Source organism: Streptomyces asiaticus, from assembly GCF_018138715.1.
Lineage (GTDB): Bacteria > Actinomycetota > Actinomycetes > Streptomycetales > Streptomycetaceae > Streptomyces > Streptomyces asiaticus.
This window is the reverse complement of the sequence record NZ_JAGSHX010000006.1, coordinates 2237166-2252830: the sequence shown is the minus strand read 5'-3', so window position 1 is coordinate 2252830 and position 15665 is coordinate 2237166. Positions and strand designations below refer to the sequence as shown.

Annotated in this window: 16 protein-coding genes; 6 read left to right on the top strand and 10 right to left on the bottom strand. The window is 71.7% G+C overall.

Annotated elements, in window-relative coordinates:
* Positions 1–243: 243 nt before the first annotated feature.
* The 5 genes from KHP12_RS17150 to KHP12_RS17130 form a co-directional block, all read right to left on the bottom strand.
* Positions 244–1983: an FAD-dependent monooxygenase gene (locus KHP12_RS17150; RefSeq protein WP_211833136.1), complete on the bottom strand. Its 1740-nt coding sequence runs from the start codon at positions 1981–1983 to the stop codon at positions 244–246.
* Between the two features lie 216 nt (positions 1984–2199).
* Complete coding sequence (locus KHP12_RS17145; protein WP_037958174.1) at positions 2200–3144, bottom strand: amino acid ABC transporter permease; 945 nt, start codon at positions 3142–3144, stop codon at positions 2200–2202.
* Entirely contained in the window at positions 3141–3788 is a 648-nt protein-coding gene (locus KHP12_RS17140; protein ID WP_020868017.1) for an amino acid ABC transporter permease, read from the bottom strand. Before KHP12_RS17140 ends, KHP12_RS17145 begins: the two co-directional genes overlap by 4 nt.
* A 106-nt stretch (positions 3789–3894) precedes the next feature.
* Positions 3895–4806, bottom strand: a complete 912-nt coding sequence (locus KHP12_RS17135; protein WP_037958249.1) for a glutamate ABC transporter substrate-binding protein — start codon at positions 4804–4806, stop codon at positions 3895–3897.
* Positions 4807–4905: 99 nt separating this feature from the next.
* Entirely contained in the window at positions 4906–5682 is a 777-nt protein-coding gene (locus KHP12_RS17130) for an amino acid ABC transporter ATP-binding protein (protein ID WP_020868015.1), read from the bottom strand.
* A 306-nt stretch (positions 5683–5988) separates the two neighbouring features.
* On the opposite strand from KHP12_RS17130, the gene KHP12_RS17125 reads away from it, so the two are divergent.
* A complete protein-coding gene (locus KHP12_RS17125) occupies positions 5989–6699 on the top strand; it encodes a response regulator transcription factor (protein WP_037958178.1) in 711 nt (236 codons plus the stop codon).
* A gap of 18 nt (positions 6700–6717) precedes the next feature.
* Positions 6718–8154, top strand: a complete 1437-nt coding sequence (locus KHP12_RS17120; protein WP_086880834.1) for an ATP-binding protein — start codon at positions 6718–6720, stop codon at positions 8152–8154.
* 126 nt (positions 8155–8280) lie between these two features.
* Here KHP12_RS17120 and KHP12_RS17115 read toward each other — a convergent pair whose 3' ends face one another.
* From KHP12_RS17115 to KHP12_RS17105, 3 genes are all read right to left on the bottom strand, one after another.
* A complete protein-coding gene (locus KHP12_RS17115; protein WP_037958184.1) occupies positions 8281–8883 on the bottom strand; it encodes a class I SAM-dependent methyltransferase in 603 nt (200 codons plus the stop codon).
* A gap of 62 nt (positions 8884–8945) precedes the next feature.
* Positions 8946–9935 carry a TAXI family TRAP transporter solute-binding subunit gene (locus KHP12_RS17110; protein WP_211833135.1) on the bottom strand — a complete coding sequence of 330 codons (990 nt, stop codon included), beginning with the start codon at positions 9933–9935 and terminating at the stop codon, positions 8946–8948.
* A 147-nt stretch (positions 9936–10082) separates the two neighbouring features.
* Entirely contained in the window at positions 10083–10805 is a 723-nt protein-coding gene (locus tag KHP12_RS17105) for an IclR family transcriptional regulator (protein WP_086880837.1), read from the bottom strand.
* A gap of 135 nt (positions 10806–10940) precedes the next feature.
* On the opposite strand from KHP12_RS17105, the gene miaB reads away from it, so the two are divergent.
* Entirely contained in the window at positions 10941–12473 is a 1533-nt protein-coding gene (gene miaB / locus KHP12_RS17100; protein ID WP_086880838.1) for a tRNA (N6-isopentenyl adenosine(37)-C2)-methylthiotransferase MiaB, read from the top strand.
* 22 nt (positions 12474–12495) lie between these two features.
* Entirely contained in the window at positions 12496–13245 is a 750-nt protein-coding gene (locus KHP12_RS17095; RefSeq protein ID WP_086880839.1) for a class III extradiol dioxygenase subunit B-like domain-containing protein, read from the top strand.
* A 112-nt stretch (positions 13246–13357) separates the two neighbouring features.
* Here the strand turns inward: KHP12_RS17095 and KHP12_RS17090 are convergent, their stop codons facing one another.
* Positions 13358–13600, bottom strand: coding sequence for an antitoxin (locus KHP12_RS17090; RefSeq protein WP_037958196.1), 243 nt, complete (start codon positions 13598–13600; stop codon positions 13358–13360).
* Between the two features lie 24 nt (positions 13601–13624).
* Positions 13625–13849, bottom strand: a complete 225-nt coding sequence (locus tag KHP12_RS17085; protein WP_308016812.1) for a gliding motility protein — start codon at positions 13847–13849, stop codon at positions 13625–13627.
* A 241-nt stretch (positions 13850–14090) separates the two neighbouring features.
* Between KHP12_RS17085 and miaA the strand changes: the two genes are divergently transcribed.
* Both miaA and KHP12_RS17075 read left to right on the top strand, forming a co-directional pair.
* Positions 14091–15029 (top strand): tRNA (adenosine(37)-N6)-dimethylallyltransferase MiaA, encoded by a 939-nt coding sequence (gene miaA, locus KHP12_RS17080; RefSeq protein WP_086880841.1) that lies wholly within the window; start codon positions 14091–14093, stop codon positions 15027–15029.
* A 108-nt stretch (positions 15030–15137) separates the two neighbouring features.
* Positions 15138–15635, top strand: a complete 498-nt coding sequence (locus tag KHP12_RS17075; RefSeq protein WP_037958202.1) for a hypothetical protein — start codon at positions 15138–15140, stop codon at positions 15633–15635.
* Positions 15636–15665 lie beyond the last annotated feature (30 nt).

The following is a 15665-nucleotide window of genomic DNA, read 5'->3' as shown; positions in this document are numbered from 1 at the left end:
TGAATCATGTGCCGGAAAGGGAGGTCAATCTCACCGGCCTCGGACCTGGATGCGCGCCCGGACCACGCGCGCCCCTAGACGGACCACGCACGCCCGTACAGGACCACGCACGCCCGCAGACGACCGCCCGTGCCCGGAGCGACCGCCCGCGCCCGCAGACGCGACCAGGCGCCCGAGCGCGAACCCGGGCGCACCCCCGCCGAAACCCGCCGCGTCTCCCGCGCGACCGCCGCGCTTCCCGAGCTATCGCCGTGCGCTCGCCTCCGCCGGGGCGCCCCTGGCCGCGATTCCGCCCCGGGCCGCGTCCGCGCACGCGTACAGCGCGCTCGGCCGCACCCCGGACAGTGCCGCGGCGAGATGGCCGTCCGGCCGCACCAGCAGCACGGTGTGCGCCGGAGCTCCCGGGTACGCCTCGGTGACCAGCAGCTCGGTGCGCAGGGGCAGCGCGGCGACGGCCGCCGCCAGCCGCGGCATCAGCCCGGCGCGCATCCAGTGGCGGCGGTCCCACACCCCGGTGCCGGGGGCGACCAGCACCACCAGCAGCTCCCGCCCGAGCCGCTCCCGCAGCCGTACGACCGAACCGTCCGGCGCGGTCACCGGCACATCGGCGACCGGTGCCCCGAGCGCCGTGCCCACCGCGACCGAGCCGTCCGGCGGCGCGGCCGGGGCCAGTGGCGAACGGTCGTAGACCGGCGGCGCGCCCAGCGGACCCCGCCCGAGATGACCGTCGGTGAGCAGCGCGTCGTGCCCGCGCGCCCCGCCGGGCCGCACGGTGCGCCGCACCGCGTGCCAGCCGCCGGCCGCCCGCACCAGCGGCAGCGCCTGGTCGGCCGCGCGCAGCCGGGCCCCGACGGCTCCGCGCCGCTCCGCCTGATAGCTGTCGAGCAGGGCGTCCGAGGCCCCGTGGTGCCAGGCGAGGGAGAGTTTCCAGGCGAGGTTGTCGACGTCCCGCAGCCCTTCCTCGAGCCCCTGGGTGCCGAGCGCGCCCAGCAGATGGGCGGCGTCCCCGGCCAGGAAGGCGCGCCCGACGCGCCAGCGCAGCGCGAGCCGGTGGTGCACGGTGTGCACGCCGGTGTCCAGCAGCTCATAGGGGGGCTCGGATTCCCCGCACCACCCCGCGAGGGTGTCGCGCACCCGCACCATCAGAGCGTCGGGGGTGACGAGATCGCGGCCGGGCGGCAGCAGCCAGTCGATCCGCCACAGGCCGTGCGGCAGCGGCCGGGCGGTGACCTCGGCGTCGATGCTGCGCCAGGGCGGGGAGCGGTGCAGCAGGGCCTCGCCGGGCCAGGGGAGTTCGGCGCGCAGCGCCGCGACGGCGTGCCGCTCCACCGCCGTACGGCCCGGGAAGCGCACGCCCAGGAGCTTGCGGACGGTGGATCGCGGCCCGTCGCAGCCCACCAGATAGCTGCCCCGCCACCAGGTGGCCTGGGCGCCCCGGGTGCGCACCCCGACCCCGTGGTCGTCCTGCTCCAGGTCGTCGATCCGGGTTCCGGAGACGATCCGGACGAGGTCCTCGTCGCCCACGGCGGCCAGCGAGCCCCGCAGCGCCCGGGTGAGCTCGTGCTGGGGCAGATGCAGCGGTGAGGGCGCCGACACCGGTGCCGTCTCGTCCTCCGGGGAGGGCCCGTCACCCTCGGGAGCCTCCATGGCCTCCGTAAGGCCGCCGTCCCAGCCGCCGGTGCCGCGCTCGGGCGAGGGCGAACCGCCGAAGAGGGCACCGGGAGTGAGGGGCACCTGACGCACCAGCTGCCGCCGCCGCATCGTGCGCCATCCGGTCCACGGCCGGGTGCGGGCGGTGACCCGGCAGCCCAGCCGCTCCAGCAGGGCGGCGGCGTCCGGGCGCAGCACGACGGTGCGGGCCAGACGGCCCTCCTCGGCTTCCGTGGACTCGTCCAGCAGGATGACGGGCACCTCGAGGCGCGCGAGGGCGAGGGCCAGGGTGAGGCCGACCGGGCCCGCCCCGGCGACGATCACCGGGTCCACGGTGCGGTTCCTGTGGCCCTGCGGGTCGTACGTGACGTACGGAAATTGGCAGTTGAAACCCGGTGAGCGATCACAGAAAGCATGCAACCCACTGCCGCTGCCCGCGTCAAGCGACGAAGGGCGGTGGCGCGTGCGCCACCGCCCTGGTAAGGGTCTCGCTCATCCGCCCGGCCTCCCCGGACGGCATCCGCCCGGCCCTGCCGGGGGGACGTCCCCTCAGTTCGTCTTGCCCGCGGACGCGTCCGGTGCCGAGGTCGCGGACTGGTCGACGACCTCGAGCGCGTCGGCGGCCGCGAGCGGCTGCCCGGCGTCCGCGACCCGGATGCCGGTCTTGGCACGCCGGCCGCGCCGCTCGATCCAGGTGGCGAGGGCGGAGAGGGCCAGACACATCGCGATGTAGATGACACCGCCGACGATGATCACCGGAACGTACGGGTTCTCGTCGTTGACCACGATGTTGCCGGCCAGCTGCTGAAGCTGGAACAGCAGCTCCTGGTAGGTGATGACGTAGCCGAGGGAGGTGTCCTTCAGGGTCACCACCAGCTGGCTGATGATGGTCGGCAGCATCGCCCTTACGGCCTGCGGCACCAGGACCGTCATCATGACCTGGGTCTTGCGCATGCCCAGGGCGTACGCGGCCTCGCGCTGGCCCCTGGGCACCGAGTTGATGCCCGCCCGCAGGACCTCGGCCTGGACCGAGCCGTTGTAGACGGTAAGGCCGATGACCAGGGCCCAGAAGCCGGTGTTGTCACCGCTGAGCCCCAGGTCCGAGCGGTAGGTCAGGAAGAGCACCCACAGCACGTAGATGGTGATCAGCAGCGGGACGGCCCGGAACAGTTCGATGAAGCCGGTCGCGAACCAGCGGACGGGCTTGTGGTCCGAGAGCCGGCCGGTGGCCAGCAGCACACCGAGGGCGAGGGAGAGGACCGCCGCGACCGCGAACACCTTCAGGGTGGTGATCACACCGTCGCGGATGCTGTTCCGCACACCCGCGTAGTTGAAGATGTCCCACATCTCGGGCGCGAACTGACCCTTGGCGTTCAGCCGCACCACCGCGAAGACGATCAGCCCGAGGACGGCCAGGCCGCCGACCACGGAGAAGATGCGGTTCCGGACGCGGGCCTTGGGGCCGGGGGCGTCGTACAGGACGCTCGAGCTCATCGGGCCACCTCCAGGCGGTTCTCCAGCAGCCGGAAGAGACCGCTGATGGCGAACGTGATGACCAGGTAGCACAGCGCGATCCACAGGAAGATCCAGCCGATCGCGAAGCCCTTGTCACTCAGCAGCTTCGAGACATTGAACAGTTCGGTGTTGCTGAATGCCCCGGCGATGGCCGAGTTCTTGGTGAGCGCGATGAAGATGCTGCTCATGGGGGGAATCACGGACCGGGTGGCCTGGGGGAGGACGATCAGCCGGAGGGTCTGGAAGAAGGTCATCCCCAGGCTGCGGGCGGCCTCCGCCTGGCCGAGCGGCACGGTGTTGATACCGGACCGCACGGCCTCGCAGACGAAGGACGACGTGTAGCAGCCCAGCGCCATCATGGCGAGGACGAAGGGGCTCGTCCCCGGGAAGAAGATCTGCGGGATCACGAAGAACGAGATCAGGAACAGCAGGGTCAGCGGGGTGTTGCGCAGCAGCGTGACCCAGGCCGTCCCGAACGCCCGCAGCGGCGGTATGGGCGACACCCGGAAGCCGGCTATGACGACGCCCAGAACGAGAGCCAGCGCCGCACTGGCCGCCGTGATGGAGAGGGTTCCCAGGAACCCCTCCCGGAACTGGGGCAAATGATCGAGAAGTACGTTCATCGATTCTCCGCGGTAGCGGTCAGGTCAGCGGCGTGCGGAGCGCACCGGCTTCGAGGCGAACGGGTGAACAGGCGGACGAGCGAACGTGCCCGTCGGGGAACCCTGCTCAGTAGCGCGGCAGGGGCGTCTTCGGCGCGACGTAGGAGGAGCCGGACTTGCCGAGCGTGCCCTCGTACGCCTTCTTGTAGTCGCCGTTCTTGATGTGCTTCTCGAGCGAGTCGGTGATCGCGTCGCGGAGCGCCTTGTCGTTCTTGTTCATGCCGACGCCGTACGGCTCCTTGGTGAACGGCTTGCCGACCACGTACAGCTTGCTCGGGCGCTGGGCGGCGTAGCCCTTGAGGATGGCGTCGTCGGTGGTGACCGCGTCGACCTGGCCGTCGAGCAGCTGCTTGACGCAGAGCGAGTACTTGCTCAGCTCGGTGGTCTTGGCGCCGTACTTCGGCTTCTTGATCTCCTGGAGCGGGGTGGAGCCGACGATCGAGCAGACCTTCTTGCCCTTGATGCTGTCCGGACCGGTGATCTTGCCCTTGTCCTCCTTGCGGACCAGCAGGTCGGCACCGGCTGTGAGGTACGGGCCCGCGAAGCCGACCTGCTTCTTGCGCTCGTCGTTGATGGTGTAGGTGCCGACGTAGTAGTCGACCTGGCCCTTGGAGATCGAGGTCTCGCGGACGTTGGAGTCCACCGTCTTGAAGCTGATCTTGTCCGCGGAGAAGCCGAGGTCGGCGGCGACCATCTTGGCGATCTCGATGTCGAAGCCGGAGCGCTTGCCCTCGGTGTCCTGGAACCCGAGGAAGGGCTGGTCGGCCTTGGCGCCGATGACGATCTTGCCGCGCTTCTGCGCCGCCTTCAGGGTCGGCGAGTCGATCTTCACATCCTTCGCGACCGTGTACTCGCCGCTGAAGACCTCGCCGCCCTTCGGCTTGTCCCCTGCGGTGCCCTTCTCGCCGCCACAGGCGGTCGCCGTCGCGGCCAGCGCGAGAACCACCGTGGCCGCCGCGGCCGTCTTACGAATCCTCATGGTGCCCATCCCTCTGTGTTCAGTACGTGGTTCACATACGCAGTGGCGAACGTGGAGCGGTCTGCCGGGCCAAGTGCGGGTCCGGCGGGCTCAGCCGGCTCAGTGGTGCAGGATCTTCGACAGGAAGTCCTTGGCCCGGTCGCTGCGGGGGTTGTTGAAGAACTGCTCCGGCTCGGCCTCTTCGACGATCCGGCCGTCGGCCATGAAGACCACCCGGTTCGCCGCGGAGCGGGCGAAGCCCATCTCGTGGGTGACGACGACCATCGTCATGCCGTCCCGGGCGAGCTGCTGCATGACCTCCAGCACCTCGTTGATCATCTCCGGGTCCAGCGCCGAGGTCGGCTCGTCGAAGAGCATCACCTTCGGGTCCATGGCCAGGGCGCGCGCTATCGCCACGCGCTGCTGCTGGCCACCGGACAGCTGGGCGGGGTACTTGTCCGCCTGGGCGCCGACGCCGACCCGGTCGAGCAGCGTGCGGGCCTTCTCCTCCGCGGCCTTCTTGTCCGACTTACGGACCTTGATCTGGCCCAGCATCACGTTCTCGAGCACCGTCTTGTGCGCGAAGAGGTTGAAGGACTGGAAGACCATGCCGACGTCGGCACGCAGCCGGGCGAGCTCCCTGCCCTCCTGGGGCAGCGGCTTGCCGTCGATCGTGATGGAGCCGGAGTCGATCGTCTCCAGCCGGTTGACCGTGCGGCACAGCGTCGACTTCCCGGACCCGGACGGCCCGATGACGACGACCACTTCGCCGCGGCTGATGGTCAGGTCGATGTCCTGGAGCACATGCAGCGCGCCGAAGTGCTTGTTGACTCCTGACAGCGCAACCAACGCGTTCGCCACCGGTGCGGCGTCCTTGGTCACCGATACTTCGCTCATCGGCGTCTCGCTCCGTCCTCCTCGGTTGGGAGGACACTAATGAGCGCCCGCGACCAGCGTCATTACATCTGAGCTGAAATTGAGGATAACGATATGGCCGCGATGCGACACTCTGCGTGAACGGGACGACGCGCACCGTACCGGCTGCGTAACGGAAACCAGTGTGTGACCGAATGCGTCTTGACGGCTGCCCGTCGATCGGGGTGGATGCCCTGTGGCCATGTTCGTGGCCGCATTCGAAGACATGGTGACGGGGACGCGTACGGGGCGCGTCTCCCCTGATGCGGAAAGGTGGCGGAGGGGCCGGTGAGACTGCTGCTCGTCGAGGACGACAACCATGTCGCCGCGGCACTGTCCGCCATGCTCTCCAAGCACGGTTTCGAGGTCGCCCACGCCCGGAGCGGCGAGGAGGCGCTACAGGCGCTGCTGCCGGACTCCGGCGCCCCCTTCGGCGTCGTCCTCCTCGACCTGGGCCTGCCCGACCAGGACGGCTTCGAGGTGTGCGGCAAGATCCGCAAGCGCACCGCCATCCCCGTGATCATGGTGACGGCGCGCGCCGATGTGCGCTCCCGCATACACGGGCTCAACCTCGGTGCCGACGACTATGTGGTCAAGCCGTACGACACCATGGAGCTGCTCGCCCGGATCCACGCCGTCAGCCGCCGCACCGCCGCCCACGACCCGGGGCATGGCCCCGAGGAGAGCCCGGACGGCTCCCATCCGCCGCTGCGGCTCGGCCCGGTGACCATCGAGCTGCCCACCCGCCAGGTCTCCGTCCACGGGACGACCGTTTCGCTCACCCGTAAGGAGTTCGATCTGCTCGCCCTGCTCGCCCAGCGCCCCGGTGTCGTCTTCCGCCGGGAGCAGATCATCAGTGAGGTCTGGCGCACCAGTTGGGAGGGGACGGGGCGCACCCTGGAGGTCCACATCGCGTCCCTGCGCTCCAAGCTGCGGATGCCCGCCCTGATCGAGACGGTGCGCGGGGTGGGCTATCGCCTCGTCGCCCCGGCCGGCTGAGCGACCGGGGCTCCCTCGGTGCGCACTCGGCTCCTCCCGCTCCTCATCGTCCTCATGGCGGGCGTGCTGCTCGCGCTCGGCTTCCCGCTCGCCGGGAGTCTGGCCGCCCGGGAGCAGCAGCGCGTGGTCGTCGACCGGATCGACGACACCGCGCGCTTCGCCGCGCTCGCCCAGTTCGTCACCGCCGGGCCCACGGGGGCGGTCGGCGCCGAGGGGAACGAGCGGCTGGGCACCCTGCGCGCCGAGCTCAAGCGCTACCACGATCTGTACGGCATCCGGGCCGGGGTCTTCTACCGGGACCGGGACGCACCGCCCATGGCCGAGGCGCCCGGCGGCTGGCGGCTGCCGGACTCGGGTGAGAGCGCCCAGGCGTTCGACGAGGCCCTCGCCGGGCGCCGCAGCCACGATCCGCCCCAGGTGTGGCCCTGGCAGCGGGGCAGGCTCACCGTGGCGTCCCCTGTCGTCCGCGACGGGGACGTGGTGGCCGTCGTCGTCACCGACTCGCCCACCGGCCAGATGCGGTCGCGGATCCTGCACGGCTGGCTGGTCATCGGCGGGGGCGAATGCGCCGCGATGCTGCTGGCCGTCGGCGCCGCCTTCCGGCTCACCGGATGGGTGCTGCGGCCCGTGCGCGTCCTGGACACCGCGACCCATGACATCGCCACCGGGCGGATGCAGTCACGCGTCGCGGCCGCCTCCGGGCCCCCGGAGCTGCGGCGGCTGGCCCGCTCGTTCAACGAGATGGCCGACAACGTCGAGCAGGTCCTGGAGCAGCAGCGGGCGTTCGTGGCCGACGCCTCCCACCAGCTGCGCAATCCGCTCTCCGCGCTCTTGCTGCGCATCGAGCTGCTGGCGCTGGAGATGCCGGACGGCCATGAGGAGATCGCCTCGGTGCGGGCGGAGGGCAAGCGCCTGGCCAGCGTCCTGGACGATCTGCTCGACCTCGCCCTGGCCGAGCACACCGCCGCGGATCTGCGGCTCACCGATATCGCGGAGCTGGCGACCGACCGAGTGGACGCTTGGCTTCCGGTGGCCGAGCGGGAGGAGGTCGGGCTCGCCTACACCGGCCCCGCGGCCATCACCGGCTGGGTCGACCCGGTGGCCCTGTCCAGCGCGCTGGACGCCGTCGTCGACAACGCCCTGAAGTTCACGCCCGAGGGGGCGCATGTGGAGGTCTCGGCGCGCACGGAGGGCGACACCGTGGCGATCGTCGTCGCCGACGGCGGCCCGGGCCTCACCGAGGACGAACTCGCCCGCATCGGCGACCGCTTCTGGCGCAGCAGCCGCCACCAGAACGTCTCGGGCTCGGGTCTGGGCCTGTCCATCACCCGCGCGCTGCTGACGGCGGGCGGGGGCACGATCCACTACGCGCCCAACGAGCCCTGTGGTCTGCGCGTGACCATTACGGTGCCGCGGACGGGGCCCGGCGAGACCGTGGCGACCGTACGGGCGTGACGCGGGACCGTGAGGACGTGAGGCGGCTGGTGCGGGTAAGGACGTGACGGGGACCGTAAGGACGTGACGCGGGCCGTAAGGACGTGACGTGGGGCGGGCCGTGCGGACCGTAAGGCCGCTCGCCGGTCAGTCCCGCGGCTTGCGCCAGACGATGCTGTAGCGCCACAGGACGTGACGGCGGTACCGCGAGCCGGGCAGGAGCTCGGCGGCCAGTGCCCGCATCTCCGGGTAGGTGACCGGCGGCGGCCATACGACGGGGGACGGGTGGTGCCAGTGGCCCTTCCTGGCGCGGTGGACGGTACCGACGGCGATGGCGGCGAGGATGCGCGGCAGATCCCTGGGCATGGAGTTCCGGGCGAGACCGACGACGGCCAGGACCCCGCCGGGCCGCAACAGGTCGCGCATGCGGGCCAGCCCGGTGGCGGCGTCCATATGGTGCAGGGCGGCCACCGACGCGACGACGTCGAACGAGGCGGGCTCGAAGGGATGGCTCAGGAAGTCGCCGAGGACGTAGTCGACGTCGTCCCCGTACGCACGTCCCTGATCGATGCTGCCCGCGTCGAGGTCGATCCCGGTGACGTGCGGCACGGTCCGCCTGAGCTCGCGGGCGAGCATGCCCTCGCCGCAGCCGACGTCGAGGGCGCGCCGGGCGCCATCGGGGACCGCGCGGAGGATGCGGGGGTGGTAGTGGATGTTGTGGTTCCACCGCCTGCCGTTCTTCACTGTCATGTGAGGATCCTGCCGGACCAGGCCCCGGTCGTTGGCCGGACCGGGGCGGCGGCGGTGCCGGACTACGGCTTGACCGAACGGTAATAGCGGGCCGCGCCCTTGTGGAGGGCGAGGGGGTCGGTGAAGACGGCGGTCCGCAGGTCCACCTTCTGGGCGGCGTGCACCTTCGCCCCGATGCGGTCCCGGTTCTCTATCACCGTGCGGGTGACACCCTCCGCCAGATCGGGGGCCACCCGGTCCGTGGTGACCAGGAGGTTCGGCACGGCGATCGTCTTGACCGGCTCCGGCCTGCGTATCTCCTCGTACGCGTCGGCGGGCACGGTGGCCGCCCGGTAGTAGCGCGTCACCCCGCCCTGCCGGTGCAGCGGGCCGGTGAGGTCGCCGAGCTGGACGAGCCGGATCGGGTAGGCGTGGGCAAGCGTGCGCACCGCGGATGTCGGCAGCCCGCCCGACCAGAAGAAGGCGTCGAGCTTGCCCTGCCGCAGCAGCTTCGGCATGGCGTCGATGCCGACCCGCTCGGCCCGGATGTCCCGGTCGAAGTCGAGCCCGGCGGCCTTGATCAGCGCCCGGGTGATCAGCTGCACGCCGGAGCCGTCGCCGCCCACCCCGACCCGCAGATGTCGCAGGTCGTGGGCCGACTGTACGGACGAGCCCCTCGGCACGACCAGCTGCATGTAGTCGTCGTACAGCCGGGCGCAGGCCCGCAGCCGCCCCGCTCCCTCGCCCTGGTAGGCGGCGACGGCGTCGGTGGCGGCGATGGCGAAGGTGGCCCTGCCCCGGGCCAGTCGCTCGACGTTGTCCGGGGAACCCCTGGACCGCTCCAGCCGCACATCGACATCGGGGAGGTCCCGGGCGAGGTCCTGCTCGAGCATCCGGCCATAGGTGTCGTAGACCCCGGTGGAGACCCCCGTCGCGAACGTCACCCGGCCGCTGGGCGAGGGGCCACCGCCCGACGCCAGCAGCCACCACAGCAGCAGCCCGAGGGCGACGAGGCCCGCGGCGGCTGATTGCAGGGCGCGGCGCCGATCCAGGCGCGGAAGGGTGAGGGCCATGGCGAGGATCCTGCCAGGCCCGCTGCCGGGAGGGGAGGGGCGAGTCGCTACGGAAGGGCGGGGGCGAGCCGCTACGGAAGGGCGAGGGCGAGCCGCTACGGAAGGGCGAGGGCGAGCCGCGGATCCCGTTGCGCGGGCGCCGCCCGCTCATCTGCCGGAGCGCAGGGCCCGCGACAGGCCCAGGGCCGCCGTCCGGACCGCCGGTGCCAGTTGCGCCGGCCGGAAGCGGCCGCGGGGTACGGCCACCGACAGCGCCGCCACCGAGGTCGGCCCGTCGAAGACGGGAGCCGCGATGCAGCTGACTCCCGGGGCCGCCTCTTCCTCCTCGTAGGCCAGACCCGCGACCTGGGCCTGCTCGACGGCCGTGCGCAGCCGGTCCGGATCGGTGATCGAGTAGGGCGTGAGGGCGGACAGAGGCGCGGCCAGGATCTCCTCGACCAGCTCGGAGCCCGAGAACGCCAGCAGCGCCTTGCCGACGCCGGTGCAGGTCAGGGGCAGTCGGCCGCCGATGCGGGACGGCAGTCGAAGGGCGTCGTGGCCATGGATGCGCTCGACGTAGACCACCTCGTGGCCCTCGCGCACCCCGAGGTGCACGGTCTCGTGCGTGGCCTCGAAGAGGTCCTGAAGGAACGGCAGCGCGGCCTCCCGCAGATCGCGCCGGCGGGGGACGAGTGAGCCCAGTTCGAAGAGGGCGCCTCCGAGGCGGTAGGTCTCGGCGTCACGTTCGAGCAGGCCGAGCCGGACCAGATCGGCGCAGAGGCGGAACACGGTGGTCTTGGCCAGCCCGGTCCGCGCCGACAGTTCCGTGAGACGGAACGCCCCGCCGTCGGGACGGAAGCAGCCGAGCACGGCCATCGCCTTGTCGAGCATATTGCCCTGTGCGCTGTTCCGTGTCATGGAACACAGTGTGCCGGTGCTCGGCCGTCGGCCCACCCCCGGGGGACGGGTCGGTGGCCCGGTCCACCGCCCGGCAGAGGGGCTTCTGTGAGCGCCTACCCTTGTTGGGTGACCATCAGCAGCGACCGGAGCCCGGCAGTGGACGTTCAAGCACCCAAGAGCTACGAGATCCGCACCTACGGGTGCCAGATGAATGTCCATGACTCGGAGCGGCTCTCGGGCCTCCTGGAACAGGCGGGCTATGTCCGCGCGCCCGAGGGCACCGGCGAGGGCGAGGCCGACATCGTCGTCTTCAACACCTGCGCGGTGCGGGAGAATGCCGACAACCGGCTGTACGGCAACCTCGGCCGGCTCGCGCCGATCAAGGCCCGGCGGCCGGGCATGCAGATCGCCGTCGGCGGCTGTCTGGCCCAGAAGGACCGCGACACCATCGTCAACAAGGCCCCCTGGGTCGACGTGGTCTTCGGCACCCACAACATCGGCAGCCTGCCGGTGCTGCTGGAGCGCGCCCGCGTCCAGGAGGAGGCCCAGGTCGAGATCGCCGAGTCCCTGGAGGCCTTCCCCTCCACGCTGCCGACGCGGCGCGAGTCCGCGTACGCCGCATGGGTCTCCATCTCCGTGGGCTGCAACAACACCTGCACCTTCTGCATCGTCCCGGCGCTGCGCGGCAAGGAGAAGGACCGCCGCCCCGGCGACATCCTCGCCGAGGTGGAGACCCTGGTCGCCGAGGGCGTCACCGAGATCACCCTGCTCGGCCAGAACGTGAACGCGTACGGCTCCGACATCGGCGACCGCGAGGCGTTCAGCAAGCTGCTGCGCGCCTGCGGAAAGGTCGAGGGCCTGGAGCGGGTCCGGTTCACCTCGCCGCATCCGCGCGACTTCACCGACGACGTCATCGCCGCCATGGCCGAGACGGAGAACGTGATGCCGCAGCTGCACATGCCGCTTCAGTCCGGCTCGGACACCGTGCTCAAGGCGATGCGCCGTTCGTACCGGCAGGAGCGCTACCTGGGCATCATCGAGAAGGTGCGCGCCGCGATGCCGGACGCCGCCATCTCGACCGACATCATCGTCGGCTTCCCCGGGGAGACCGAGGAGGACTTCGAGCAGACGCTGCACGTGGTGCGCGAGGCGCGGTTCGCCCAGGCGTTCACCTTCCAGTACTCCAAGCGGCCCGGGACGCCCGCGGCCGAGATGGACGGCCAGGTGCCCAAGGCGGTCGTCCAGGAGCGCTACGAGCGGCTGGTCGCCCTCCAGGAGGAGATCTCCTGGGAGGAGAACAAGAAGCAGGTCGGGCGCATGCTGGAGGTGCTGGTCGCCGAGGGTGAAGGCCGTAAGGACGACGCCACGCGGCGGTTGTCCGGCCGCGCCCCCGACAACCGTCTGGTGCACTTCGCGCGGCCCGAGGAGCCAGTGCGCCCCGGTGATGTCGTCACCGTCGACATCACCTACGCCGCCCCCCACCATCTGCTGGCCGAGGGCCCGGCCCGGGGCGTGCGGCGCACCCGCGCCGGAGACGCCTGGGAGCGGCGGAACGCGCCCGAGGAGAAGAAGCCCGCGGGTGTGATGCTGGGCCTGCCGACGGTGGGCGCCCCGCCGCCGCAGCCGGCCGCGCCCACCGCGGGCTGCGGCTGCGACTGAGCGCACGGCTAGGCTCACGATCATGCTGATCGCCGCCGCCGTCTGCCCGTGTCCGCCGCTGCTGGTGCCCGAGGTCGCCGCCGGAGCCGCCCCCGAGCTGGACGGGCTGCGCGCGGAGTGCTTCGAGGTCATCCACGCCCTCGCGGCGGCGGGTCCGGAGCGCCTGATCGTGCTGGGGCCCGCCGATCGCGCCGGGCGCGGGCCGCATGCGCAGGGCGCACCCGGATCGTTCCGCGGCTTCGGTGTGGAAGTGGATGTGCGGCTCGCCGCGCCGGTGGCGGGGGAGTCCGGCCGCGAGGGCGCCGCGGACGGCGGGTCCTCGCGCTCGCTGCCGACGTCGCTGGCGGTCGGCGCCTGGCTGCTGGAGCACGCGGGGTGGGACCCGGCGGTGCCCGTCGAGGGGCTGGGTGTGGGGGAACCTCTCGCGGCCGAGCGGTGTATTCAAGTCGGAAGGGAGCTCGCCGGGCGGGCGGAGCGGGTCGCGCTGCTGGTGATGGGCGACGGCACCGCATGCCGCACGCTGAAGGCGCCGGGCTATCTCGACGAGCGGGCGGCCGCGTTCGACGCCGAGGTGGCGCGGTCGTTGGCGGCCGCCGACACCGGGGCGCTGGCCGCGCTCGACGAGGAGTTGGCGTACGAGCTCAAGGCGGCTGGTCGCGCGCCGCTCCAGGTGCTCGCGGGGGCGGGTGAGGGGGCGCGCCTGAAGGGGGAGTTGCGGTATGACGAAGCGCCGTACGGCGTGGGGTATTTCGTGGCGAGCTGGTCGTCATAGGCCGCTCGCGGCCGTGGAGCCCACGCTCCACGGCCGCGTACCGACGGGGCCGGCCGGTCCGGGCCCGGCATGGCCCGCCCCCGTCTTCTGCGCCTTGTCTGCTTGGCCGGTCTTATGCGTCGCCCTTGTGCTTGGGCTTGCGCTCGTCCATCTGCGAGAGGCGGTTGAGAGCGTCCTTCGCCTTGCCCGTGCCAGTCTCGATCTTGGCGCTGTACTTTCCCTTGGTCCTGGTGTCGACCGACTTGGCCGCCTTCTCCAGGCCCCGCTCGATCCTGGCCTCGTGCTGCTGCGCGAAGCTGCCGGCCTTGCCCTTCATCTGACCGGCCTTGGCCTTGAGATTGTCCATCAGGCCCATGTGCCACCTACCCTCGTCGGTTGCCTATGCGCGGGCGCTCTCGCCGGTCTCGCTGTCGGCCGCCTCGGCCGCGGACTGCTGCTTGGGGATCCCGGCGCCTTCACCCGCCGGGTTCTCCTTCCCGCTCCGCGCGGTCTCAGCCCCATCGGTGGTCCCGGACTCGGTCTCCGCCGTCATGGCGTCGGCCGTGGCCTGGGCGTCCCGCACGGAGGGTGCCTCCTCGGACGAACGGCTCGCCTCCTTCGACACACGACGAAACCTGGAAAACACGCCCATATCTACTCCATACCTTACTCGTGTGGGCGAAACTCGCGTGGGCGAAGCCCCCTGGCGCCCGGAGTTCCCCCTGTGCGGTGCGCGGCGACTGCGCGGCGCGCGGCGGCCGATTCCCCGAACCGGCCCTCGGAACCTCGCAACAGGCAACGAACCCGGCGGTGCCCCGTCACGTCGCTCATTCGAGGAGCCCCGGGGCATTTGCGAGACTGGCCCGGTGAATACTGCAGGCCATCCGCCGCGAGTCATCGCCGTCGTCGGCCCCACTGCGGCCGGAAAGTCCGATCTGGGCGTCGCACTCGCCAGACACCTCGACGGCGAGGTCGTCAACGCCGACTCCATGCAGCTGTACCGGGGCATGGACATCGGCACCGCCAAGCTGACGGAGGACGAGCGGCAGGGGGTGCCGCACCGGCTGCTGGACATCTGGGACGTCACCCAGACCGCGAGCGTCGCCGAGTACCAGCGGCTGGCCCGCGCCGAGATGGACCGCCTGCTCGCCGAGGGCCGCACCCCCGTCCTGGTCGGCGGCTCCGGCCTCTACATCCGCGGGGCCATCGACGCCCTCGAGTTCCCGGGCACCGACCCCGCCGTCCGGGCCCGGCTCGAGGCCGAGCTGGAGGAGCGGGGCTCCGGGGTCCTGCACGCCCGGCTCGCCGACGCCGACCCCGAGGCGGCGCGCGCGATCCTGCCCAGCAACGGCCGCAGGGTGGTCCGGGCGCTGGAGGTCATCGAGATCACGGGCCGCCCGTTCACCGCCAATCTGCCCGGGCACGAGGCGGTCTACGACACGCTTCAGATCGGCGTCGACGTCGAGCGGCCCGAGCTGGATGAGCGGATCGCCCTGCGGGTGGACCGGATGTGGGACGCCGGGCTGGTCGAGGAGGTCCGCCGGCTGGAGGACGCCGGGCTGCGCTCCGGCCGTACCGCCTCCCGCGCGCTGGGCTATCAGCAAGTGCTCGCCGCGCTCGCGGGAGAGTGCGGCGAGGAGGAGGCGAGGGCCGAAACCGTGCGCGCCACCAAGCGGTTCGCACGCCGTCAGGACTCCTGGTTCCGCCGCGATCCCAGGGTCCACTGGCTCAGCGGAGCGGCCGACCGCAGAGGGGAACTCCTGGCGAGCGCGCTCGCGTTGGTTGAACGGGCGGTCACAGCCTGATCACGTCATGGCATCGGGAAGCTCAGCTCGTCATTCGGGCCCCGGCGGGCATGCCATCATCAAGCTCCGATCGTGCCGTGGTGTCTGGAGTTGGGAGGGCGTGTGGCGATGGAGGCCGGCCCTCGCGACGCATCGCAGCAATCGCCGCACGGAGACGCGCGGCCGCTGAGCCCGGACGGCCCCGATGAGGCCGGAGGGCTCCACGAACCCGGCGCGCCGGTCCTCGAGGACGGCTCCGAGGGCGAGGCCGGCGCGGGCGCGGTCTCCGGGGAGTCCTTCAGGGAGCTGCGCCCGCCGCGCCGGCTGCGGATCTGGCAGATCGCGCCGATCGTCGCCCTGGCCATCCTCGGCTCGCTGATGTTCGCCTTCCCGCTCGCCTTCGAGTTCGGCGACGGAGGGGCGGTCGTGGCCATGCTCGGCCTGCTGCTGAGCAGCTGTGCGGCGGGCTGGGGCCTGATGGCCGCCCGCCGGGTGGGCTACACCTGGCCGGGCCTGCCCCCCAGAGGCTCCGGACGCCGCCCGGACTGGCGCTTCGTCGTGCTCTATGTGGCGATCGTGGCGCTGCTGGCCGCCCTCACCTTCTGGCGCGTGGCCCGGCTCCGCTGAGCGCTCCGCGGGAAGTGTCGCGATGCGTCG